Here is a 22203-nt window from a genome sequence, read left to right on the forward strand (position 1 = left end):
TTTTTTGGAGATGGTTATGGCTATCAGTTTTGATAAAGCATTTGGTGTTCATCCTCATGCGATGTTGATCCGTTCACAACGCGCTGAGTTATTAGCGACAAATATCGCTAATGCTGATACGCCGGGCTACAAAGCGAAAGATATCGATTTTGCCTCGGCATTAAAAGCGGCAAAAAGCAACCAACAGGGCGGCAACAGCATGGTTCGAACCGATGCAAAACATATTGCCGGAGGCAGTCGTTTTGTTGGTAGTGCAGAAATGTTTCGTACGCCAAATCAAGCAGATACAGGTGATGGTAACTCTGTTGATATACAAGTGGAACGAAACTTGTATGTACAAAACTCATTAGAGTATCAGGCAAGCCTGCAATTTATGAGTAGTAAAATTTCAGGCCTTAAAAAAGCCCTCGGTAGTCAAGGAGCTTAATCATGAGTTTGTATAATGTTTTTGATATTTCAGCAACCGGTATGACCGCGCAAAATGTTCGCCTAAATACCACAGCCAGTAATATCTCGAATGCGAATACGATTAGTTCTAGCCAAGACAAAACGTACCGAGCGCGCCATCCTGTTTTTGCCGCTGAGTTGACTAAAGCGTCATCATCACAAAGCAATCCTCAGGGCTCTTCTGTAGGCGTTAAAGTGTTAGGCATTGTAGAGAGCGATAAGCCACTACAAATTGAATATAACCCGAACCATCCAAGTGCGGATGAAAACGGTTATATCTACAAACCTAACGTTAATGTCGTAGAAGAAATGGCAAATATGATTTCTGCCTCTCGCTCTTACCAAACAAATGTGCAAGTTGCTGATGCAGCTAAGCAAATGTTAAGTAAAACACTGTTGTTAGGACAACGGTAATCGAGGATAAGTTATGAGTAACGACATCAGCTCTGCATCATCATCCTATTTGGATAGCTTGCGTTGGAATCAAAGCAATACGCAAACAACTGAAGAAGACAACAACACGCTTTCTCAGGAAGATTTCTTTTCGTTGTTAACACAGCAGTTGTCGTTCCAGGATCCGAGTAATCCAGCAGATAACGATCAAATGATTGCGCAAATGACGAACTTCACTATGGCTGAAGGTATTTCAAACTTAAATGAAAAGTTTGATTCACTCACTGCGTCAATGACATCGAACTCTGCATTACAAGCTTCAACACTTGTGGGAAAACAAGCACTGCTTGAATCTGACACCATTGATTTTGATGGTGAAAATGCAGCAAAAGGCTCGGTGGTTGCAGAAACAGCGGTTGAAACACTGACGCTGAGAATTACAGATTCATCAGGCCAGTTAGTACGCACCATTGATTTAGGATCTCAGTCAGCAGGTGCACTGCGTTTTGAGTGGGATGGCAAAGATAACGATGGCAATGTACTCCCTGAAGGTGAGTATGACATCAGTGCTGAAGGCTATGTAAATGGTGACTACAGCAGCCTGCCAATGGCGACCTTTAAAAATATTGAAAGTGTCAATATCAATGGTAGCAGCGGCATTATCGTAAATACAAAAGAGGGTGCGGTTAGGCTGACTGATATAGCTGAAATCGCATAAGTAAAAAAAGGTTTGGGTTAGCTTAGGCTAAGAGATAGGTTAGAGGTGAGTTATGAGCTTCAATATTGCATTAACAGGTTTAGCAGCCGCGCAAAAAGATTTAGACGTTACCGCAAATAACATTGCGAACGTGAATACTACGGGCTTCAAAGAGTCTCGTGCAGAGTTTGCTGATGTGTACGCATCATCAGTATTTAGCTCTGGTAAAACAAAAAATGGTGACGGTGTAAGAACAACCATGGTGGCACAGCAATTCCACCAAGGTTCGTTATCATTCACAAATAACTCTTTAGATTTAGCGATTACGGGTGAAGGTTACTTCGCAATGGCTAATGACTTAGGTGCACAAGACTTTACTTATACGCGTGCTGGTGCGTTCAAACTTAATAAAGATAACTTTATTGTTGATGCGAGCGGCAATTACTTACAAGGTTTCCCTGTTGATGAAGCAACCGGTGATACAACCTCTGTTAGTTTAAGTACTTCATCTGCACTACAAATTCCTGATGCTTCAGGTTCACCGCGTGCAACGACGAATGTTTACTCATCATTTAACCTTGATTCTCGTGCCTCTGCGCCAACAGTGACACCATTTGATCCTGAAACAAGTGCGACTTACAACAGTTCAACGTCGACAACTGTATATGATTCATTAGGTGAGCCACATATTTTACAATTCTTCTTTGTGAAAACTGACTCAGCGACTACAGGTAATGAGAATGAGTGGGAAGTGTATGCAACACTTGATGAAAAGCCATTTGATTCTAGTGGTGTAGAGCAAACAACAACACCTTATACTCCATTAACTACATTCCAATTTGATGCGAGCGGTTTACCACTTAGCACGGATGGTGTAGCAAATACAGATACAACTTTTAATCCTTTAACCCTACCAAATGGTGCCGGTGCTGCAACAGGTCTATCTGATTTACTTTCTAATGGTGCGAGCTTCCCAGATGATGTAACAATGAACTGGCGTGATGAAGCGGCAACAGCGAATAAAGTACCAACTCAATATGCAAGTAACTTTGAAGTGAAAGCACTTGAGCAAGACGGTGCGACGGTAGGTCGTCTATCGGGTATTGATATCGGCTCTGATGGTAAAATTGTTGCATCGTATAGTAATGGTGATACCTCGTTCTTAGGTCAAGTTGCAATGGTTCGTTTTTCGAACTCACAAGGTTTACAGCAAGTAGGTAATACTTCTTGGAAGAAGAGTTTAACGTCAGGTGAGCCAATTGCTGGTGAACCAGGTTCAGGTACTTTAGGTTCAATCAACTCATCAGCACTTGAGCAATCAAATGTTAACTTAACGAATGAACTTGTTGATTTGATTAGTGCGCAGCGTAACTTCCAAGCTAACTCACGTGCGCTTGAGGTTAACTCAACGCTACAACAAAACATCCTACAGATCCGTTAATCTTAACGGCTCTAAGCATAATCCGACACGAAGGCTGCTCCCTCTATTGGCAGCCTTTTTTCATTCTAGCAGCTCATTTTTCTCTCCTATTTCAGCGTCAATTTTACTTTGGCACTTTTATTGCATTTCTTAGTTATCATATTTTTAGTGAGTCAATGTTATGGACAAAATGGTCTACATTGCCATGTCGGGTGCTAAGCAAAGTTTGCGCGGTCTTGAGCTCAAGGCTAACAATCTTGCGAACGCTAACACCACTGGCTTTAAAGCTGATTTTGCACAAGCTCGCTCTATGCAAGCCTTCGGGGAAGGTCTGCCATCTAGGGTGTTTGCAATGCAAGAACGCCCAGGATCTAACATGCAATCTGGTGGTTATGTAGAAACTGGCCGTGAGCTTGATATTGCTATGAGTGACCGTGGTTGGCTGAGTGTACAAGATGCATCAGGCAATGAGGCATACACCAAAACAGGCACATTAAACATTACTCCAGATGGTGCGTTGATCACCAGCCATGGCCGTCAAGTAATTGGCGAAGGTGGTCCAATCATTCTGCCATTACCTATCGAGAAAGTTGAGTTTAGTGAAGACGGTGCTATTCAGGTTCGCCCGCAAGGTGCACCAGCGAACTTTTTAGAAGTGGTTGATCGCTTAAAAGTGATTGAGGCTGATAACACTCAGCTTGAAAAAGGTAATGACGGTTTATTTCGACCAAAAGAAGACATGCTGATCAATGACCTGTGTGGTTTTTGTGATATTTCGCCAAATGTGAAAGTACTATCGGGAACGCTTGAAATGTCAAACGTAAACCCGGTGCATGAAATGGTCGACATGATCAGCAATCAACGCCAATTTGAATTACAAGTTAAATTGATGAAAACAGCCGAAGAGCTCGATGAGCGTCAAGATCAGCTGTTACGCATTGTTTAAGATGACTGAGAGGGTAGAGTTATGAATCCTGCATTATGGATCAGTAAAACCGGGCTTGACGCCCAGCAAACCGATATTTCGGTGATCTCAAATAATCTCGCGAATGCCAGCACGGTCGGTTACAAAAAAAGCCGCGCCGTATTTGAAGATTTACTATATCAAAACATCAACCAACCAGGTGGTCGTTCGTCACAAGACACTGAAATGCCATCAGGCTTAATGCTTGGTGCGGGTGCCAAAGTGGTTGCCAACCAAAAGAACTTTTCACAAGGTAACATGCTTACCACTGAAAATTCACTGGACTGGATGATTTCAGGCCCTGGTTTTTTTGAAGTGCAATTACCGGATGGCAACATTGCCTATTCGCGTAACGGTCAATTCACGACTGACGAAGATGGCCGCATTGTAACATCGGGCGCGGGTTTTCCTTTGCAACCGGAAATGAATGTTCCAGACGATGCGCAATCAATTACTGTTTCACAAGACGGTGAAGTGTCAGTGCGTATTTCAGGGCAACCAGACAACGTGGTCATTGGTCAGCTAACGATTAGTGATTTTATTAATCCATCGGGTCTTGAGCCTATGGGACAAAACTTATACACAGAAACCGCTGTAAGTGGTGCGCCTGTGCAAGGTAACCCAGGTATCGATGGTTTAGGTACGGTGGTTCAAGGTTCCCTTGAAACCTCTAACGTGAATGTAACTGAAGAGCTTGTTAACTTGATCGAAACACAACGAATTTATGAAATGAATTCAAAAGTGATTTCAGCGGTTGATGAAATGCTTAGTTACATCAATCAACAGCTTTAATGGGTAGGAGGTAGCATGCGTAATATTATCTTAGTCACATCGGCAGCATTAATGCTGGGTGGTTGTATGACAACGCAAAATCATCATGTGGTTCAGGATGACCCTTACTATGCGCCTATGTACCCTGAGCCAACAACAGAGCCGATGGTACCTACAGGGTCGTTGTTTGATAGTTACTCATCAAATGATTTGTACTCGGATAAAAAGGCACTGCGTGCTGGCGACATCATTACGGTTAAATTGCAAGAATCAACGCAAGCCACCAAAGCCGCTAAAACCGAGACCGACAAAGAAACGGACGCCAGTTTAGACCCTGTTATAGGCCTTGGCGGTAATCCGGTCAACATTGGTGGTGACAGCATTCAATTTGGTATTGGTTCTGGGGCATCATTTAAAGGTGACTCAAAGTCTAACCAATCAAACAGCTTATTTGGTGATATTTCTGTCAATGTGATGCGTGTTCTACCCAATGGCAACTTGGTTATTCGCGGTGAAAAATGGCTCACTTTGAACACAGGTGAAGAGTTTATTCGCTTAGAAGGTTTGGTTCGCCCTGAAGATGTTGCCGCAGATAACACGGTCACATCAAATCGTATTGCCAATGCGCGCATTCAATATTCAGGTAAAGGGCAAATTCAAGAAACGCAAAGTGCAGGTTGGCTGTCTCGTTTCTTTAGTAGTTCGCTTTTCCCATTTTAGAGGAATAAAGTCATGAATGGGTTTAAATACATCATCGCTCTTTGCTTAATTAGCCTGCAGTTTTCTGCACAGGCTGAGCGAGTCAAAGATGTATCTATGGTTGAGGGCGTGCGCTCAAACCAATTAGTGGGGTATGGTTTAGTGGTTGGTTTACCTGGCACTGGTGAGCAAAGCCGATTTACACAACAAAGCTTTAAAGCCATGCTGAATGGCTTTGGTATCACTTTACCTGATAGCTTAAAACCTAAAATTAAAAATGTTGCTGCTGTGGCAGTGCATGCTGAGTTACCAGCGTTCAGAAAGCCTGGTCAAACCATTGATATTACCGTGTCGTCTATTGGTAGTGCGGGCAGTTTACGTGGCGGTACATTGTTACAAACCTTCCTAAAAGGGGTTGATGGCAATACTTATGCAATTGCGCAAGGTAGCTTAGTAGTTGGTGGTTTAGGTGCAGAAGGTGCTGATGGTAGCCGTGTAATTATTAACACGCCAACAGTGGGTCGCATTCCAAACGGTGCCATTGTAGAGCGCGCTATTAAGAGCCCATTTATGCAAGGTGACTACATTACCTTTAATTTAAATCGTCCAGATTTCACAACGGCAAAACGCTTAGAGCAAACCATTAATGACTTAGTGGGTCCTGACAGTGCTCAGGCAATTGATGCAGCCTCTGTACGTGTATTGGCACCGCGTGATGCATCTCAACGTGTCGCGTATTTGTCTACCCTTGAAAACTTAGAGTTTAAACCGGCAGATACTGCAGCAAAAATTATTGTCAATTCGCGCACAGGCACAATTGTGATTGGCAAAAACGTGAAGTTACAACCTGCAGCTATTACCCATGGTGGTTTAACGGTTACCATTGCTGAGCAGCAAAATGTCTCACAGCCAAATGCCTTAAGTGATGGTGAAACCACGGTTACCAATCAAAGCATTATTGATGTCAATGAAGATGACTCACGTGCTTTTGTTTTCAATCCGGGTGTTAATCTAGATGACCTCGTTCGCGCAATCAATGAAGTGGGGGCCGCGCCGGGGGATTTAATGGCAATTCTTGAAGCTTTAAAAGAAGCGGGGGCGATAAACGGGCAACTGGTTATCATTTAAATTAAAACGCGCTTTCGGGCGCGTTTTTGTTTTTATACCTCTTAATCCTTCAGTGTATAAATATCAGTCAAAACCTTGACCCTGAAGTTACTCCACTCCTATATCCTTTATTAGCCATTCATTTATAAAGTTTTTTATTGGCGCAATTTTTGCATTTTAATTTTCATTATTAACTATTGTGTCAAAAAGCTGATGGATACTAATCATCTCGACAAGCAAAACTTTTTTGATTTAGGCAACTTAGACTCGTTACGTCAAAGTGCGCTAAAAAGTGATGCCTCTAGCGATGCGTCAAAAGAGGCGCTGAAAAAAGCGGCGGCACAATTTGAATCTATTTTCACTCAAATGCTGCTTAAAAGTATGCGTAAGGCAAATGAAGCGTTTGAAGATAAAGACAGCCCATTTAATTCAAGCGGTGTTAAGTTTTTTGAAGAGATGCATGACCAACAGATGTCGGTTGAGCTTTCATCAAAAGGTTCGCTCGGCTTAGCTGATTTAATTGTTCAGCAGCTCTCGCCAGATGGTAAACAGTTTACCCCGGGGTCTGTGCTTAGAACGACGGCTGAGTTTGATAGTGATAAACGCGCCCGCGGCGTAGCGAATGACAGCCACGACATTAAATCTGAGTCACAGCCTGTTGCAGATACATCAGCAAACGAGCAAACAGATAATCGTTTTGAAGATGCTGAGTCATTCATTAGCTCTATTTGGGAGCACGCAAAAAATGCAGCACAGAAGATTGGTTTAAACCCTGCAGTGATGGTGGCTCAAGCAGCCCTTGAAACAGGCTGGGGAAAACACATCATCAGCAAAGCTGATGGCACAAGTAGTAACAACTTATTCAATATTAAATCGGATAGAAGCTGGCAAGGTGACAAAGCGAGTAAAGTCACGCTTGAATTTGAACAAGGCGTGCCTGTTAAAAAGCAAGCTAGTTTCCGCTCTTATCAATCGATTAAAGACAGTGTTAACGATTTTGTGGATTTCTTAAATGAAAACCCACGTTATCAAGAAGCACTTAATAATACCGCAGAGCCTGCTGCCTTTTTAGATTCGTTACAAAAAGCAGGTTATGCAACTGATCCAAATTATGCCGATAAAATTAAGCAGGTATTGAAGCGTGTTGAGCTTCAAAGCGTCGCTGCTTCATTGGTACGTTAAGGAGTAGACCCTCATGTCATTTAGCTTATATGACATAGCAAATGCCGGTGTAAGAGCTAACTCTGAGCTTTTACAAACCACCAGTAAGAACATCGCCAACGTTAATACCGAGGGCTATGTACGTGAGCGCACTGAGTTCACAACCATGATCGATAACCAAGTAGGTCGTGGTGAAACGTATCGTTTACTGAATGAATTTGCGCAAAAGCAATTAAATAGAGATACCTCAAATAAAGCATTCTTTGATCAGTTTGTGACAGAAGCAAGCCGTGTAGATAGCTTGTTCTCAGAAGAGTCAAACAGCTTATCAACTAGTATCAACTCGTTTTTTAACAATGTACAAGAAAGCTTAAATCAACCGTCATCAACAGTTGCACGCTCATTAGTAATGACAGATGCACAAAACTTGATTGATCAAATGGACAGATTATCGAGCATTGTGGTCGACCAAAAAGCGGTGGTGAATGAGCAACTGGAGATTTTTTCTGAAGAAGCCAATAACCTGATCCAAAATATCAGTGATTTGAATACTAAGATTGCCTCAGTTCACGGGACTGATCGTGAGTCAGTATCAAGTGGTTTATACAATGAACGCGATAAAGCGATTCGTGATTTATCTGAGCTAATTGATATTGAAACGCTCGACGGTAATAACGGTGAAAAACAAGTCTATTTAGGCTCTGGTCAAGCACTTGTCATGCAAAGTGGCTCATTTAACCTATTTTCATTCAGTGGCGATCCTGATCCTAATTTTAAAGAACTGAGACTCGATGTGAACGGTGGCAAAGCTGTGCCGCTTGATGTCGATGTGAGTAAGTTAAAAGGTAAAATTGGTGGCTTGTTGGCGTTTCGTGACGATATTTTAGTGCCAGCGCAAAACCAACTTGGTCAAATGGGATTAGCGTTAGCTGATGCCTTTAATCAGCAAAACCGTTTAGGTATGGACGCTAATGGTGAAATTGGTGGTGATATATTTGCAATTCCAACGTTGATGCGTTTGGCTATCAAGCTAATACAGGCACATCAACAATGACGGCAACGGTGGAACCAGGTAAAGGCAGCGAATTGCCAGCGAGTGATTTTATTATTACCTATACCAGTGCAACCACCGTTGAAATTCAGGCAATCGATAACAAAGGCGAACCTATTGGCACTGCGTCAACAGCCAATGTAACGGCAGGAGTGATTGACTCATCAACCATCACTGGCGGTGAGGCATTTGGCTTACAGCTTAATGTATCAGGCACAGCAAATACTGGTGACCAATTTATGGTGAAGCTAAATTCACAAGCTGCAACGACCCTAGAGCTTGCAACTGAGCGCCCTGAAGACCTAGCGTTAGCATCACCTATTCGAACTGCGAACGATATCAATAATACCAGCGATGCAAGTATTTCTGCTGGCACAGTGTCTGATATTGATAACTCAACGGGGATCACGGTTGGTCCACCACCGAGTTTGGCGAATGGTGATATCACACTCGTGAAAACGGCGAATGCTAACGAATATCAAATCACAGACGGCAACGGTACATCGACGTTTACCATAACACCGCCTGCTGAGAATATTCTTGCTCAAGCTGGGGCACCTTATGATACCTACGGTTTTGACTTCAATATTGAAGGCTCACCTGCAACAGGGGACACCTTCACACTTGAGTTTAACACCGGGGGTTTTGATGATAACCGCAATGGCTTGCTATTAGCTAATTTACAAAACGGTGAGCTAGTGCGTCAAAATGTTGAAGCAAGTAGTACTGCTGATAATCATAAAACCTTTAATCAAGCTTATTCGGCCATTGTCACTGATATTGGTGTTGTGACCAGTCAAGCTCAAACCAATGGTGCGGCTTTTACAGCATTGGCTGATCAGTCTGAAGCTTGGTATGAATCGCTATCAGGTGTAAACCTTGATGAAGAAGCTGCTAACTTACTTCGTTTTCAACAATCGTATGCAGCATCAGCACAGGTACTTGCAACAGCACGTACTATTTTTGACACCTTATTAAGTGCGGCGAGGTAATTATGCGTATTTCAAATAACATGATGTATAAGAATAACCTTAATTCTATTCTTAACTCACAGCAAAATGTTAATAAGGCACAAGAACAGGTTAATACTCAAAAGCGCGTATTAACTGCTGCTGATGACCCTTCTGCCACGGCTCGGGCTTTACTTTATACCGATCGCATTCAAGGCAACGAGCAGTTCACAAAAAATATCACTATGTTGAATAGCCGTTTAACGACAGAAGAAAGTGTACTGCAAAATATTAAAGGTGCACTTGAGTCTGCGTATACGTTATCTATTCAAGCAGGTAATGGTGCCTATAGTGATATCGACCGTGAAGGGATCGCTGAAGAAGTTAAGGCACTGCAAAGCACTGTACTTGATCTAATGAATGCAAAGACCGAAGACGGAAAGTTTATCTTTTCGGGCTATCAAGATAACACTCCTTCTTATAGTTACAATAGTACGTCAGGTCGCTATGAATATGGTGGCGATCAGGGGCAACATAAAATCAAAGTGGCTGAAGGTGTAGAAATCAAATCAAGTGACAATGGTTTTGATACGTTCGAAAAAGTAAATGCACGTCTAAATGTGGCCTCAAACGACGGCACTGTTTCAGGCGGTATTACAAGCTCAAAAATTTATGTTACTGAGCAAGCAGATTTCGATAAATTCCACCAAGCTAATTACAACGCTGATCCTGCTGCGGCTGCAAATGCCAATACATTAAGCTTTATTACTACCACAGGTACACCTAATACTTATGTGGTACAACAAGCGGGTGTAACAATTGACAGCGGCAGCTTTGAAAACGGTAAAATCGAATATCAAGGTATGGAAATTTCTGTTTCGCCTGTTGCAAACGGCCAAATCGATGTAGACCTTGAAGCACCACAAAAAGAAAATGCGTTAAATACCTTGGACGATCTGATTGCAGGACTCACAAATCCTAATTTAACCCAAGATGAGTTTGATCAGGTTTTAGCGGATGCCATTGTACAACTCGATAATGCCAAAAATCAGGTTTCTCTTGTTCAGGCTGGCTTAGGTGGTCGGTTAAATACGGCCAAGAAAATCGAACAATCTAATAGTGACTTAGATACCAGTAATAAAGCAGCAAAAGCGGAACTCGTTGAGCTTGATATGGCTGAAGCGATTACTGAACTGACCAAACAAGAAACATCACTGCAAGCTGCACAAGCAACATTTGGTCGTTTGGCTAACCTTTCTTTATTTGATTACTTATAATTTATCTAGGTTAAGCTCATTTTATGAGCTTAACCTATAAAACCTACCTTAAGCTTTCCACTTAAACAGCGGTTTTAACGCACTCTCTGTAGCGTTTTGATCTTCAGTAATACTTCACAGTAACGATTTTAATGACAACCAGAAGCTATGTTTAGTTAAAAAGATTAAATATTTTTCATTTAAATACAGTGTGTTAAATAAAAAATGAAAAATTGTTTAAAAATTCACTAAAGGATTTTTTGAGCGGACCGATAACTTAATTAACCAAGCAGAGTAACAAATAACAGTTACCGCTTAATTAGAGTAAGTTTGAGAGTAAATGATAAGTTTACTTCGGGAGAAATATCATGGCACTTTATGTAAATACAAATGTTAGTTCATTAAACGCTCAAAGACAATTAATGAATTCTGGTAACTCACTTGATACTTCATTCAAGCGTTTATCATCAGGTCTTCGTATCAACAGCGCAGCTGACGATGCGGCTGGTCTACAAATTTCTGACCGTTTAACATCACAAATCAACGGTCTTAACCAAGGTAACCGTAACGCGAACGACGGTATCTCTTTAGCGCAAACAGCTGAGGGTGCACTAGACGAAGTAACGTCAATGTTCCAACGTATTCGTACTCTTGCACAACAAGCGTCGAATGGTTCAAACACTGATGAAGACCGTTTAGCGCTTCAAGAAGAGATTCGTTCATTATCAGCAGAAGTAAACCGCGTAGCTGAAGATACAACATTCGGTGGTCAAAACCTTCTTGATGGTAGTTATGAAGCTAAATTCCAAGTAGGTGCTGACGCAATTCAAACGATTGGTTTCAGTATGCAAAATGTTGCTGGCACAGCTAACTCAATGTCTACAAATGGTGGCTTCACCATGTCAGGTATTGCTGAGATTGCAACGGGTGTTACGGGCAAAGCAATGTCTAGCCTAGCCGCTGGTATCAGTGGTGTTGATTCTGCTTTAGCACAAGCAAGTGTTGGCTTCTCAAGCTTTGGTGCAACTACAATCAGTGTGTCTTCACAAGGTAACGCTCAACTTATCATGGCAGGTATGGATTCTCTAATCGCTGTAGTAGATAAAAAGCGTGCAGAGTTAGGTGCGGTTCAAAATCGTTTCCAATCAACGATTCGTAACCAATCAAATATCTCTGAAAACTTAAGTGCAGCGAAATCACGTATTAAAGATACCGATTTTGCTCAAGAAACAGCGAACTTAACTAAGATGCAAATCTTACAACAAGCTAGCCAAACAATCTTGAGTCAAGCTAACCAACGTCCTCAAGCGGCATTAAGCTTACTAGGTTAATAGTTGGGAATTTGAGTTAAAGTGAAGTCAAAACTTTGACTTAAAGAAAAGCGCCTTTGTCTAATGGGGTATTAACAAAGGCGCTAAGATAGGATTATAAAGCGGAGGCGCTCAAAATCCTGACAGTAGTGTTCTAACATTTGTAAGAACATAAAATATAAAGCACAGATTATGCCATAATTTGTGTTATTAAACCCACTCTTAAACTTATCTCTCTTAAGGCTCCTAAATGGGGCCTTTTTTCATTCCTTTTTTAAACTAAATTAATAGTTGGCCTATTAATTGCTCTATTTATTTCAAGTTAATTAACTAACCAGCAAAGTGGCAGTTTTTTGCCCCAGGCGACTTAGATTTGCCGCTGTAAGGGTCACTTTGTCAAATTCACTTTTAAATAAGTGACTTTACTTTGACAGATAAGAAGAGAGTTTATTATGGCTTTATATGTAAATACTAATGTTAGTGCATTAAACGCACAAAGACAGTTAGAAAGATCAGGTACTGATTTAGATACCTCGTTTAAACGCCTTTCATCAGGCTTACGTATTAACAGTGCAGCTGATGATGCTGCAGGTTTACAAATTTCTGACCGTTTACAATCACAAATTCTAGGTTTGAATCAAGGTAACCGAAATGCCAATGATGGTATTTCACTTGCGCAAACTGCTGAAGGTGCTTTAGATGAAATTACCTCAACTTTTCAGCGTATTAGAACTCTTTCGCAGCAAGCTTCGAATGGTTCAAATACTGATGAAGACAGACTTGCAATTCAAGAAGAGATCCGTCAATTATCAGATGAAGTGAACCGCATTGCGGCTGATACTACATTTGGTGGCCAAAACTTACTGGATGGTAGTTATGAAGCTAGCTTTCAGGTAGGTGCTGACGCAGTACAAACAATTGGGTTTAGTATGAAAAGCGTTGGTGCTACTACAAATGGTCAGGTTTCTATGACTAGTAATGGCGGTTTTACCATGTCCGGAATTGCAGCAATTGCATCGGCAGTTGGTGGTAAAGGAATGTCTTCGCTTGCAGCGGGTATTAGTAATGTCTCGTCAGCACTAACAGAAGCAACGGTTAGTTTCAGTAGTATTACTGCTGGTGATATCAGTGTTTCAAGTCAAGTGAATGCCCAGCAAGTATTTGCTGCAATGGATGCAATGATCGCTGTAGTAGATAAAAAACGTGCTGAATTAGGTGCTGTACAAAACCGTTTTCAATCAACTATTCGTAACCAAGCGAATATTTCAGAAAACTTATCAGCTGCAAAATCACGAATTAAAGATGCCGATTTCGCTGCTGAAACAGCTGCACTGACTAAAAATCAAATTTTACAACAAGCAAGCCAAACAATTTTAGGTCAAGCAAATCAACGTCCTCAAGCGGCTCTAAGCTTGTTACAAGGCTAAAATTTAAAAATTAGTTAAAAAATTTACAAATAAAGCTAAAGCTTTCGCTTTATCAGACGATAACTGATTTAGAGAACTATCAATCTAGGACTCTAAGTCGGTTAAATGGCAGGGTAGGGGTATCCCGCTGTTTAGCTATAAAATGATAAAGCGGAGGCTAATATGGCTTTATATGTAAACACTAATGTGAGTTCTTTGAACGCACAAAGACAGTTAAATAAATCAGGTAATTCACTTGATACTTCTTTCCAACGCCTGTCATCAGGCTTACGCATTAATAGTGCGAAAGACGATGCAGCGGGTATGCAGATCGCTAACCGTTTAACAAGCCAAGTTAATGGTTTGAATCAAGGTAACCGAAATGCGAACGATGGTATCTCTTTAGCGCAAACAGCTGAGGGTGCACTAGACGAAGTAACATCAATGTTCCAACGTATTCGTACTCTTGCACAACAAGCGTCGAATGGTTCGAATACTGATGAAGACCGTTTAGCACTTCAAGAAGAAATTCGCTCTCTTTCTGAAGAAGTAAATCGTGTAGCTGAAGATACAACATTCGGTGGTCAAAACCTTCTTGATGGCACTTATGATGCTAAATTCCAAGTAGGTGCAGATGCTATCCAAACTATCGGTTTCAGCATGAAGAACGTTGCAGGTACAGCCAATTCAATGTCTACAAATGGTGGTTTCACCATGTCAGGTATTGCTGAGATTGCTACGGGCGTTACAGGTAAAGCAATGTCTAGCCTAGCAGCCGGTATCAGTGATGTTGATTCTGGTTTAGCGCAAGCTAGCGTTGGCTTCTCAAGCTTTGGTGCAACGACTATCAGTGTATCATCACAAGGTAATGCTCAACTTATCATGGCTGGCATGGACTCGCTGATTGCTGTAGTAGATAAAAAACGAGCTGAATTAGGTGCGGTGCAAAATCGTTTCCAATCAACAATCCGTAACCAATCTAATATTTCTGAGAACTTATCTGCCGCACGTTCGCGTATCCAAGATACAGACTTCGCGACTGAAACAGCTAACTTAACTAAGATGCAAATCTTACAACAAGCTAGCCAATCAATCTTAAGTCAAGCAAATCAACGTCCTCAAGTAGCACTTTCACTACTAGGCTAATATTTGTTTTATAAGTCACTTCAGACTCAGGAATTTTGCACTGAAGTGGCTTATACTTAACGAGTAAGATATTAAGAGGTGTTACTATGATAGATCTTAATTCAACGCAAAGGTCTAATGATAACCTAACAACCGGTGGAAGTTCTGCAAATTTAAAAGCCGAAATAGATGACATTAAAGCAAATAAAGGCACAGAACTTGCTGGCAGAGGGGCTGTGGATATTGAGCTGGTTTCTAAACAAAATGAGCAAAAAGACAAAAAAGATCTCATTGCTGAAGTAAAACAAAACTTAGAAAAGCTCAATAGTTATATCCCGGTTACATCAACAAATTTAATTTTTGAATTTGATGAAAAGGGTGATCCACCCATTATCAAAGTCCTTGATAAAGAAAATGATGAGGTGATTCGAGAGATTCCAACAGAAGAATTTCGCGAAGTAGCTAAAGCTTTAGAAGAGTTTGCCGATAAATTAAGCAACAAAGGTTTGTTGTTTGATCGAACAGCGTAGCAATTTAGTTTTTTAGGAGTATTACAATGGCATTAATTACATCTGCTGGGGTTGGTTCTGGACTTGATCTAGAAAGCATCATCAGTGCGACACTATCAGCTGAAAATACCCCTAAACTACAAGCTTTTGCAGAAAAAGAAGAGACTTTACAGGTAGAGCTTTCGTCTTTAGGCGAAGTTAAATCTGCTATGTCGAAGCTTCAGGACACTATTGAAAAGTTAGCTGATATAGATAACTTTAACAAGCGTGTTGCTAACATAAAGCAACCAACTAGTGATGATGGTGACCTCATCTCAGTAACACCAACTTCAGATATTTCACCTGGGGACTTCAATATTGAGGTGGTGGAGCTTGCTCAAGGTAGTCGAGCGACATCTAATGCTGGCCTATTTACCTCAACAGATGATGTTGTTACTGCTTCTGGTGGTACATTGTCTTTTTCTGCAGGTGACAAGAGCTTTGATTTAACACTCGATGCGGGTGCAACGCTTGCTGATTTACGTGATGCAATTAATGATTCTGATGAGAACTTCGGTGTCACTGCAAATATCATTAATACGGGCACAGAGTCTAAACTTGTTTTTACTTCGAATGTTACAGGTTTGGGAAATGACTTAGTGATTACCAACGATACAGCTGAACTTGATAATGTTTCGACACTTGCTAACGATGGCGTTACTGCAGGTGGTATTGCAATTGCTTCAGGTGATGAAGCTAAAAGTGCAGAAATTAAAGTTGATGGTATTTCAATTGTTAATGATACCAATACTTTTAAAGATGCTGTACAAGACATGACAATTGTTGCAAAACGACAAAGTGTTGACGGTGAAACGGCAAAGTTATCTGTGGACGTAGACACTGAAAGTGTTACTAAGTTAGTCGATGAATTTATCGCAAATTATAATAATCTAATCGGTCAAATAGGCCTACAAACACGTATTGGCAAACCTTTAAACGCAGACTCAACAATTCGTTCATTCGATTCGCAGCTGGTTAATGCCCTTTCGACACCAATTACAGGTGCAGGTCCGTTTTCAAGTATCTTTGATATTGGCTTAGGTGTTGATAAAGAAGGTTACCTTGAAAAGTCTAGCTTAGTCCGTAGCTTAAATGAAGCTATGGATGAAAACTACGATAATATTGGCAAGGCTTTTGCAGGTGAAAATGGGATAGCAAAACAACTAGAGTCTCTTTTTGACAATTACTTAGACTCTAAAGGTATCATGAATCAACGAGAAACTAGTTTAAATTCTCAACTTGATGACCTAGAAGATGATGTTCTTAACCATGAATATAGAATGGAAGAATTAGAAGCAAGGCTTCGTCAGCAATATGCAGGCTTAGATGTGTTGTTGGCGCAAATGCAGTCAACGCAAACGTACTTAAGTGCACAACTTTCTAGTCTTCCAGGTTTTACTAAATCATCTTAATTTTAGCTAGTTTCTTTATCGTATGTAAAAGGTGAACCATGTACAACGCAAAAGTAAAAAATTATCAAAAGGAAGCACTTAAAACTCGCCTTGCAGGTGCTGACCGTTACGAAATTATTCAAATGCTAATGGCAGGTGCTATTGAGAAGATGGTACTGGCGAAAGTAGCCATTGAAAAAAAGCACCTTGAAGCAAAAAGTGAACATTTATCAAAAGCATCAGCGATAATTGAAGCACTTAGAGGGTGTTTAGATTTTGACGCAGGTGGTGAAGTAACTGAAAATCTTTATGCACTGTATTCATATATGATTGATAGATTGCTAGATGCAAGTATAAAGAACGATCCAACCATTATTGACGAAGTAAGTGGCTTACTAAAAGAAATTAAGTCTGCATGGGACGCAATTCCTCATGAAGTAAGAGAACAAACTTTAAGAGATAATGGCGCTGACGCAAATGTCGGATAGTCAATTTTCCCAACTTGAAAATCAAATTGAGATACTTAACGCTCATTTAGACCAAAATAACCTTGATGCATTCAACGCGAGCTTTATAGAGTTTGACCAAAAAGTAAGGTCACTATTTGGTAATATCAACAACTTATCACCTGAAAATATTAGGCGTTGTGAAGATGTTTTTAGTAAATTTGGTGCGTTGCTGCAACGTGCTGAAGGCCAAAAAAAGAATTTAGCAAAGCAAATAGGTGTCCATTTAAGTAATCAAAAAAAACTTAACGTATATAAAAGCATCAAGTAGGTAAAGAATAATGACAACACAAAAATCTGTTGAAGCTCAATTAGAATCACTTTCAGAGCAGCTTGAAGCGAAGTTAGAAAAACAGCAAAAAGAACAAATATTTGCCGAAAAAGCCAATCTAATGTTTGAGCGTAACCTATTGGCATTTAAAAAATTTTTCCCTGAAGTTTACGAGAGGTTTTTACGCTATAATCCAGGTGAAAAATTTCAGCTACTCCTCAATGAAAATGGCACTGCTAACATAATAGATTATGAAACCGGGGTGCCAATGTACTCGGAAGATCCTATAAGTCAGGCAAAAGAACAGGCTGAAAAAAATATAAATGCCCCAATTCTTGGGCGAACAGACCACTCAAAAGTTTCATTAATTGAAAATCCCCTTGATTTTTGCCATATCAAATTAATGAAAAGTATGGGCTCGGTTTATTTAGAAGCAAAACAAGAACTCGAATTAAACAATACCCTTGATGAAGTTATGCCTAGCTTGATTGTCTTTGGTATAGGTTTGGGATATCACTTACCATACTTGCTTGATAGTAAAAAAATTAGCTTTATAAATATTTTGGAGCCAAATGAAGACTATTTTTTTGCAAGTCTATTTGTTACTGATTGGCAGGAAATTTTAGAACATGTCAATCAAAGTGGTAGTTATCTTTATCTAGGCATTGGCAAAACAGAAGTCGAAATTTTTCAAGACATTTATGAGCGCTCAAGAAGTGTTGGCGTGGCATCAGTTAGTTTTACTTGGTTCTATCAGCACTATCCGTCTGTAACTGTTAATAACTGGATTAATCAATTTAAAGTTAACTTCCATCAATTTTTTACAGGTTTTGGCTTTTTTGATGATGCACTTATGGGAGTTGCTCACACATTGGGTAATGTCGATAATGGCCTCAACCTTATGGTTAATCATTTAAGTCAAGTTAGCGTTCCAAAATATGATAATTTTCCAATTGTTATAATTGCTAATGGTCCATCTTTAGATAAAGAAATTGAAGCTCTTCAAAGTATTAAAGATAAAGTCGTTATCTTTTCATGTAATTCAGCTTCTACAGCGTTGATTCAGTATGGAATTATTCCCGACTTTCATGTTGCATTGGAGCGTACAGAACAGACATATCATTTTCTCAAGGATTACCTCCCAGAATCTGCTCGAAGCCAGATTAATTTTTTGACAACTAATGTGATGCATCCTAGCGTATCAAGTCTTTTCCCTTGGACAGGCTTTGGATTAAAAGGTAATGAGTCTGCTACGCAATTAATTCAATTATCACAGGTATTAGGCAAGCATGAATTTACGGGAAGTCTTTCATATTGTAATCCACTAGTTGGCAACACAGCACTTAGTTTTGCATGTCATTTGAATTTCAAAAATATTTATTTATTTGGTGTTGATAATGGTTATATAGATGAAACCCATCACCATTCTAAATCTAGTTTTTACTACAATGACAAAGGCGAAACAGTCCATCAACCTTTAAAGATGGGTAAGCAAATAGTACTGCCTGGAAACTTTGCACCTTCTGTTTTAACTGATGAATTTATGAGTGTTGGTAACAGCCAAATGGAGAAACTCGTCGATTTATTTGTGCCAAAAGGTACACACTTCTTTAATTGTAGTAATGGTGCAAAAATTAAAGGGGCAATACCTTTAAAGTCTGAGGATATTTTCCTAGAGAATACTCAAGTTGATAAATATGAGGTTATAGAATTTATCAAATCAACTAAATTCTCAGCTCCATATGATGCAGAGAAAGTTGAGTCATATTTGCAATACAATGAATTTGAAGAATTTTGTTCTACGTTTGCAAATATACTAAAAGAAGATGTAAGCACTCGAGGTGATGCGTTAGATGCATTACTTAAAAGTATTCGCTACCTCTATTCATTTAAAGATAATGCAAAATATTTAAATATTTTTCTAATGATGGAAGGGGAAACCTTATACACGACAGCTCTTTTGATATCTCTGTTGTATAACTTTGGGGATGAAGAGCAAATAATGCCTTACTATTTAAAAGCACTCCAGCATTGGATTGACTTTATTGATGCGGCGCCAGAGTACTACAAAGCTAACATTCGCTTGTGCAAGTAAAGTCATTTAAACGAATAGTTGCGAATTCTTTTTCACTTTTAGCGGATTTATTAATGAATAATAACAAATTAGAAAAAAGCTTATCTTTGCAAAAAAAAGCAAAACAGATAATCCCAGGATTAACTCAATTGCTTTCTAAGCGACCAGATATGTTTAGTACTAATATTTGGCCTGGGTATTTTTCTAAATCAAAAGGATGCCAAGTTTGGGATCTTGATGGTAATGAGTACCTCGATATGTCTATTTCGGGTATCGGTGCAAATATTCTTGGTTATGCGGTAGAAGAAGTTGATGATGCGGTTATTAACTCTATTCGCAATGGGGTTAGTTCTAGCTTAAATTGCCCTGAGGATGTTGAGCTTGCTGAGAAGTTATTAGAATTACACCCTTGGTCTGAAGAAGTTAGATATGCCCGTTGTGGCGGTGAAGCAATGACTGTCGCAGTGCGTATTGCACGAGCAGCAACAGGTAAAGATAAAATTGCTTTTAGTGGTTATCATGGGTGGCATGATTGGTACTTATCAGCCAATGTTACAAGTAATAGTAATCTTAACGACCATTTAATTCCTGGCCTTTCACCTAAAGGTGTTCCAAAAGCGCTAGCAGGAACAGCACTCCCTTTTCCTTTTAATGATATCGAAGCGCTAGAGCAGTTAGTTGCCGAAAATGGTGAAGAGCTTGCAGCTATCGTGATGGAGCCAATGAGAAATTTTGCCCCATCTGAAGAATACTGGCAGCAAGTTGAGGCCATTGCAGCACGATTAAATATCCCATTAATTATTGATGAAATATCTATGGGCTTTAGGATCAACTGTGGCGGATCGCATTTGAAGCTGGGTATTAATCCTGATATTGCAGTTTTTTCTAAGGCAATGGCTAATGGCTATGCTATGGCTGCCGTCATAGGCAAGTCTAAATGGATGGATGCAGCACAAACTAGTTTTATATCTAGCACTATGTGGACTGAACGAGTAGGGCCTACAGCTGCATTAGCAACGATCAACTATTACGAGCAACACCAAGTCCATGAGCATCTAGCCGTAATCGGTGCAAAAATTAAGGATGGCTGGCTAAGTTTAGCGCAAAAGCATGGCCTTGAAATTCATGTTTCTGGTATTGATGCCCTTTGCCACTTTAGTTTAAAGAATGAAAACTTTTTGACGCTTAAATCCTACTTTATTGAGAAAATGTTAGAGCAAGGTGTATTAGCAACTAATATGTTTTACTGCATGTATGCGCACAAAGAGCACCACGTTGAGACTTATTTAAAAGCGGTTGATAATGCGTTTTCGGCCATAGCCGATGCGATTGAAAACCCAGAGTTACTGGCACATGTTATTCCATCAACCTCGGGCTTTAAAAGGCTGAATTAAGATGAACTTACTGACTTCAGATAGGTTTAAACTAAGATACTTAGAAGCAGCGGATGCATCGGCTAAGTATTTAAACTGGTTGAATTCAGGTGTTAGCGAATTCATCCTAAATAAACCAGAGTCTAACAGTGGCCTTGTTGCATATATTGAAGAGCAGCTTGCAGATAAAGATGTGTATTTTTATGGCATTTTTACTCTTGATAGTGATGAGCATATTGGAAATATTAAGTTTATCATCAAAGGAAAAAGCCGCGATTGTGTTGAAATGGGTATTCTGATTGGTGAAAAAGCGTGGCATGGCAAAGGGGTTGCAAAGGAAGTAATTGAATGTTTTGCGCGCCATGCAAAGCAGCAATTAGGTATTACTAAAATGCAGCTTGGTGTTGACTCAGCTAATACTGCTGCCGTTTCGGCTTATTATAAAATAGGTTTTAAAGTTGTAGATGATGGTCGAAATGATGGCGGTCTAACAATGTTATGGGAGTTTTAAGTTGTTGAATACTTTTACTGAACAGCTTGTTTCAAAGCTTCTGAACAATGATTTTTATATTGTAATTCAAGCTAGAATGACGTCATCTCGTTTACCTAAAAAGGTAATGCTGCCTCTTGGAACAAAGCCTGTATTAGAAGTGATGCTAGAAAGATTGGCTCCTTTTAAAGAGAAGATCATTATCGCGACAACAGATGATGGCACTCAACGACCGATCACTGAGTTGTGTGAACGACTGGGTGTGAAATACGTTGAAGGTGACACTAACAATGTATTAAGTCGCTATTACCTAGCTGCACAGTCTGTAAATGCAAACTCAGATACTGTGATTGTTCGTTGTACCAGTGATTGTCCTCTCATTGATTTAACTGAAACCGCACGTGTTATAGACCACTTCTATAGTGTGCGCAGTGAGTATGATTATATTTCGGCTGGCCCTCACTGTGGTTTTCCTAATGGTTTTGATACAGAAGTGTTTACTTTTGAGGCGCTTAAATCAGCCTTTGAATGTGCAACAGAAGATTTTGAAAAAGAACATATGACGCAATATATTTGCAGAAATATGAAAGTGGCTGACTATAAGAACGTTGATGATTTCAGTCATTGGCGTTTAACTTTAGATGAGCCAGCTGATTATGAGTTAATTAAAGCCATTTATAGCTTATTCGATTACCGTACTGATTTCACATTTGATGAATTAAAACAAATGCTAAGCTCTCATCCTGATATACTTAAGATCAATGAGCACGTAGAACAAGTTCAAGTTGGGTAA

General features: G+C 39.9%; 21 protein-coding genes and 1 pseudogene. All 22 read left to right on the forward strand.

Translation table 11 applies throughout. From position 1 onward, the window contains the following. Window positions 1-16 precede the first annotated feature (16 nt). The 22 genes and pseudogenes from flgB to C2M25_RS14730 all read left to right on the forward strand — a co-directional run bounded on the left by flgB (window position 17) and on the right by C2M25_RS14730 (window position 22203). Window positions 17-427, forward strand: coding sequence for a flagellar basal body rod protein FlgB (gene flgB / locus C2M25_RS14625; protein ID WP_105181426.1), 411 nt, complete (start codon window positions 17-19; stop codon window positions 425-427). Between the two features lie 2 nt (window positions 428-429). Further along, on the forward strand, window positions 430-861 hold the full coding sequence (flgC, locus tag C2M25_RS14630; RefSeq protein WP_063706519.1) for a flagellar basal body rod protein FlgC: 432 nt from the start codon (window positions 430-432) through the stop codon (window positions 859-861). Between the two features lie 13 nt (window positions 862-874). Next, window positions 875-1558 carry a flagellar hook assembly protein FlgD gene (locus C2M25_RS14635; RefSeq protein WP_063706521.1) on the forward strand — a complete coding sequence of 228 codons (684 nt, stop codon included), beginning with the start codon at window positions 875-877 and terminating at the stop codon, window positions 1556-1558. 52 nt (window positions 1559-1610) lie between these two features. Then, entirely contained in the window at window positions 1611-2978 is a 1368-nt protein-coding gene (gene flgE / locus C2M25_RS14640; RefSeq protein WP_063706523.1) for a flagellar hook protein FlgE, read from the forward strand. Between the two features lie 160 nt (window positions 2979-3138). Beyond that, window positions 3139-3903 (forward strand): flagellar basal body rod protein FlgF, encoded by a 765-nt coding sequence (locus tag C2M25_RS14645; RefSeq protein ID WP_063706524.1) that lies wholly within the window; start codon window positions 3139-3141, stop codon window positions 3901-3903. A gap of 21 nt (window positions 3904-3924) precedes the next feature. Next, window positions 3925-4713, forward strand: a complete 789-nt coding sequence (gene flgG / locus C2M25_RS14650) for a flagellar basal-body rod protein FlgG (RefSeq protein WP_063706526.1) — start codon at window positions 3925-3927, stop codon at window positions 4711-4713. A 15-nt stretch (window positions 4714-4728) separates the two neighbouring features. Next, complete coding sequence (gene flgH, locus C2M25_RS14655; RefSeq protein ID WP_063706528.1) at window positions 4729-5412, forward strand: flagellar basal body L-ring protein FlgH; 684 nt, start codon at window positions 4729-4731, stop codon at window positions 5410-5412. Between the two features lie 12 nt (window positions 5413-5424). Next, complete coding sequence (locus tag C2M25_RS14660; RefSeq protein ID WP_054553304.1) at window positions 5425-6519, forward strand: flagellar basal body P-ring protein FlgI; 1095 nt, start codon at window positions 5425-5427, stop codon at window positions 6517-6519. Between the two features lie 192 nt (window positions 6520-6711). Beyond that, window positions 6712-7680, forward strand: a complete 969-nt coding sequence (gene flgJ, locus C2M25_RS14665; RefSeq protein WP_063706530.1) for a flagellar assembly peptidoglycan hydrolase FlgJ — start codon at window positions 6712-6714, stop codon at window positions 7678-7680. 13 nt (window positions 7681-7693) lie between these two features. After that, window positions 7694-9702 (forward strand): annotated as a pseudogene (gene flgK, locus C2M25_RS14670) (flagellar hook-associated protein FlgK). A gap of 2 nt (window positions 9703-9704) precedes the next feature. Then, window positions 9705-10937, forward strand: a complete 1233-nt coding sequence (gene flgL, locus C2M25_RS14675) for a flagellar hook-associated protein FlgL (protein WP_105181427.1) — start codon at window positions 9705-9707, stop codon at window positions 10935-10937. A gap of 347 nt (window positions 10938-11284) precedes the next feature. Further along, window positions 11285-12247: a flagellin N-terminal helical domain-containing protein gene (locus C2M25_RS14680; protein ID WP_105181428.1), complete on the forward strand. Its 963-nt coding sequence runs from the start codon at window positions 11285-11287 to the stop codon at window positions 12245-12247. Between the two features lie 431 nt (window positions 12248-12678). Beyond that, a complete protein-coding gene (locus C2M25_RS14685; protein ID WP_105181429.1) occupies window positions 12679-13653 on the forward strand; it encodes a flagellin N-terminal helical domain-containing protein in 975 nt (324 codons plus the stop codon). 162 nt (window positions 13654-13815) lie between these two features. After that, window positions 13816-14778 (forward strand): flagellin N-terminal helical domain-containing protein, encoded by a 963-nt coding sequence (locus C2M25_RS14690; protein WP_105181430.1) that lies wholly within the window; start codon window positions 13816-13818, stop codon window positions 14776-14778. Between the two features lie 86 nt (window positions 14779-14864). Further along, window positions 14865-15287, forward strand: a complete 423-nt coding sequence (locus C2M25_RS14695; RefSeq protein WP_105181431.1) for a flagellar protein FlaG — start codon at window positions 14865-14867, stop codon at window positions 15285-15287. Window positions 15288-15313: 26 nt separating this feature from the next. Next, on the forward strand, window positions 15314-16717 hold the full coding sequence (gene fliD, locus C2M25_RS14700) for a flagellar filament capping protein FliD (RefSeq protein ID WP_105181432.1): 1404 nt from the start codon (window positions 15314-15316) through the stop codon (window positions 16715-16717). Between the two features lie 38 nt (window positions 16718-16755). Continuing rightward, complete coding sequence (gene fliS / locus C2M25_RS14705) at window positions 16756-17184, forward strand: flagellar export chaperone FliS (protein WP_105181433.1); 429 nt, start codon at window positions 16756-16758, stop codon at window positions 17182-17184. Then, a complete protein-coding gene (locus C2M25_RS14710) occupies window positions 17174-17473 on the forward strand; it encodes a hypothetical protein (RefSeq protein ID WP_105181434.1) in 300 nt (99 codons plus the stop codon). Before fliS ends, C2M25_RS14710 begins: the two co-directional genes overlap by 11 nt. 10 nt (window positions 17474-17483) lie before the next feature. Continuing rightward, window positions 17484-19568, forward strand: a complete 2085-nt coding sequence (locus C2M25_RS14715; RefSeq protein WP_105181435.1) for a motility associated factor glycosyltransferase family protein — start codon at window positions 17484-17486, stop codon at window positions 19566-19568. 53 nt (window positions 19569-19621) lie between these two features. Continuing rightward, window positions 19622-20941: an aminotransferase class III-fold pyridoxal phosphate-dependent enzyme gene (locus C2M25_RS14720; protein WP_105181436.1), complete on the forward strand. Its 1320-nt coding sequence runs from the start codon at window positions 19622-19624 to the stop codon at window positions 20939-20941. 1 nt (window position 20942) lies between these two features. Then, entirely contained in the window at window positions 20943-21431 is a 489-nt protein-coding gene (locus C2M25_RS14725) for a GNAT family N-acetyltransferase (RefSeq protein ID WP_105181437.1), read from the forward strand. A gap of 4 nt (window positions 21432-21435) precedes the next feature. Beyond that, entirely contained in the window at window positions 21436-22203 is a 768-nt protein-coding gene (locus C2M25_RS14730) for a glycosyltransferase family protein (protein ID WP_267894591.1), read from the forward strand.

This window comes from Pseudoalteromonas sp. T1lg21 (genome assembly GCF_002964625.1).
In the GTDB taxonomy this organism is placed as follows: Bacteria; Pseudomonadota; Gammaproteobacteria; order Enterobacterales; family Alteromonadaceae; genus Pseudoalteromonas; species Pseudoalteromonas gelatinilytica.

What these genes read in the sequence shown, in the direction of transcription:
- flgB (WP_105181426.1), top strand. Translation starts at nt 17, where the DNA reads ATGGCTATCAGTTTTGATAAAGCATTTGGTGTTCATCCTCATGCGATG.
- flgC (WP_063706519.1), top strand. Translation starts at nt 430, where the DNA reads ATGAGTTTGTATAATGTTTTTGATATTTCAGCAACCGGTATGACCGCG.
- C2M25_RS14635 (WP_063706521.1), top strand. Translation starts at nt 875, where the DNA reads ATGAGTAACGACATCAGCTCTGCATCATCATCCTATTTGGATAGCTTG.
- flgE (WP_063706523.1), top strand. Translation starts at nt 1,611, where the DNA reads ATGAGCTTCAATATTGCATTAACAGGTTTAGCAGCCGCGCAAAAAGAT.
- C2M25_RS14645 (WP_063706524.1), top strand. Translation starts at nt 3,139, where the DNA reads ATGGACAAAATGGTCTACATTGCCATGTCGGGTGCTAAGCAAAGTTTG.
- flgG (WP_063706526.1), top strand. Translation starts at nt 3,925, where the DNA reads ATGAATCCTGCATTATGGATCAGTAAAACCGGGCTTGACGCCCAGCAA.
- flgH (WP_063706528.1), top strand. Translation starts at nt 4,729, where the DNA reads ATGCGTAATATTATCTTAGTCACATCGGCAGCATTAATGCTGGGTGGT.
- C2M25_RS14660 (WP_054553304.1), top strand. Translation starts at nt 5,425, where the DNA reads ATGAATGGGTTTAAATACATCATCGCTCTTTGCTTAATTAGCCTGCAG.
- flgJ (WP_063706530.1), top strand. Translation starts at nt 6,712, where the DNA reads ATGGATACTAATCATCTCGACAAGCAAAACTTTTTTGATTTAGGCAAC.
- flgL (WP_105181427.1), top strand. Translation starts at nt 9,705, where the DNA reads ATGCGTATTTCAAATAACATGATGTATAAGAATAACCTTAATTCTATT.
- C2M25_RS14680 (WP_105181428.1), top strand. Translation starts at nt 11,285, where the DNA reads ATGGCACTTTATGTAAATACAAATGTTAGTTCATTAAACGCTCAAAGA.
- C2M25_RS14685 (WP_105181429.1), top strand. Translation starts at nt 12,679, where the DNA reads ATGGCTTTATATGTAAATACTAATGTTAGTGCATTAAACGCACAAAGA.
- C2M25_RS14690 (WP_105181430.1), top strand. Translation starts at nt 13,816, where the DNA reads ATGGCTTTATATGTAAACACTAATGTGAGTTCTTTGAACGCACAAAGA.
- C2M25_RS14695 (WP_105181431.1), top strand. Translation starts at nt 14,865, where the DNA reads ATGATAGATCTTAATTCAACGCAAAGGTCTAATGATAACCTAACAACC.
- fliD (WP_105181432.1), top strand. Translation starts at nt 15,314, where the DNA reads ATGGCATTAATTACATCTGCTGGGGTTGGTTCTGGACTTGATCTAGAA.
- fliS (WP_105181433.1), top strand. Translation starts at nt 16,756, where the DNA reads ATGTACAACGCAAAAGTAAAAAATTATCAAAAGGAAGCACTTAAAACT.
- C2M25_RS14710 (WP_105181434.1), top strand. Translation starts at nt 17,174, where the DNA reads ATGTCGGATAGTCAATTTTCCCAACTTGAAAATCAAATTGAGATACTT.
- C2M25_RS14715 (WP_105181435.1), top strand. Translation starts at nt 17,484, where the DNA reads ATGACAACACAAAAATCTGTTGAAGCTCAATTAGAATCACTTTCAGAG.
- C2M25_RS14720 (WP_105181436.1), top strand. Translation starts at nt 19,622, where the DNA reads ATGAATAATAACAAATTAGAAAAAAGCTTATCTTTGCAAAAAAAAGCA.
- C2M25_RS14725 (WP_105181437.1), top strand. Translation starts at nt 20,943, where the DNA reads ATGAACTTACTGACTTCAGATAGGTTTAAACTAAGATACTTAGAAGCA.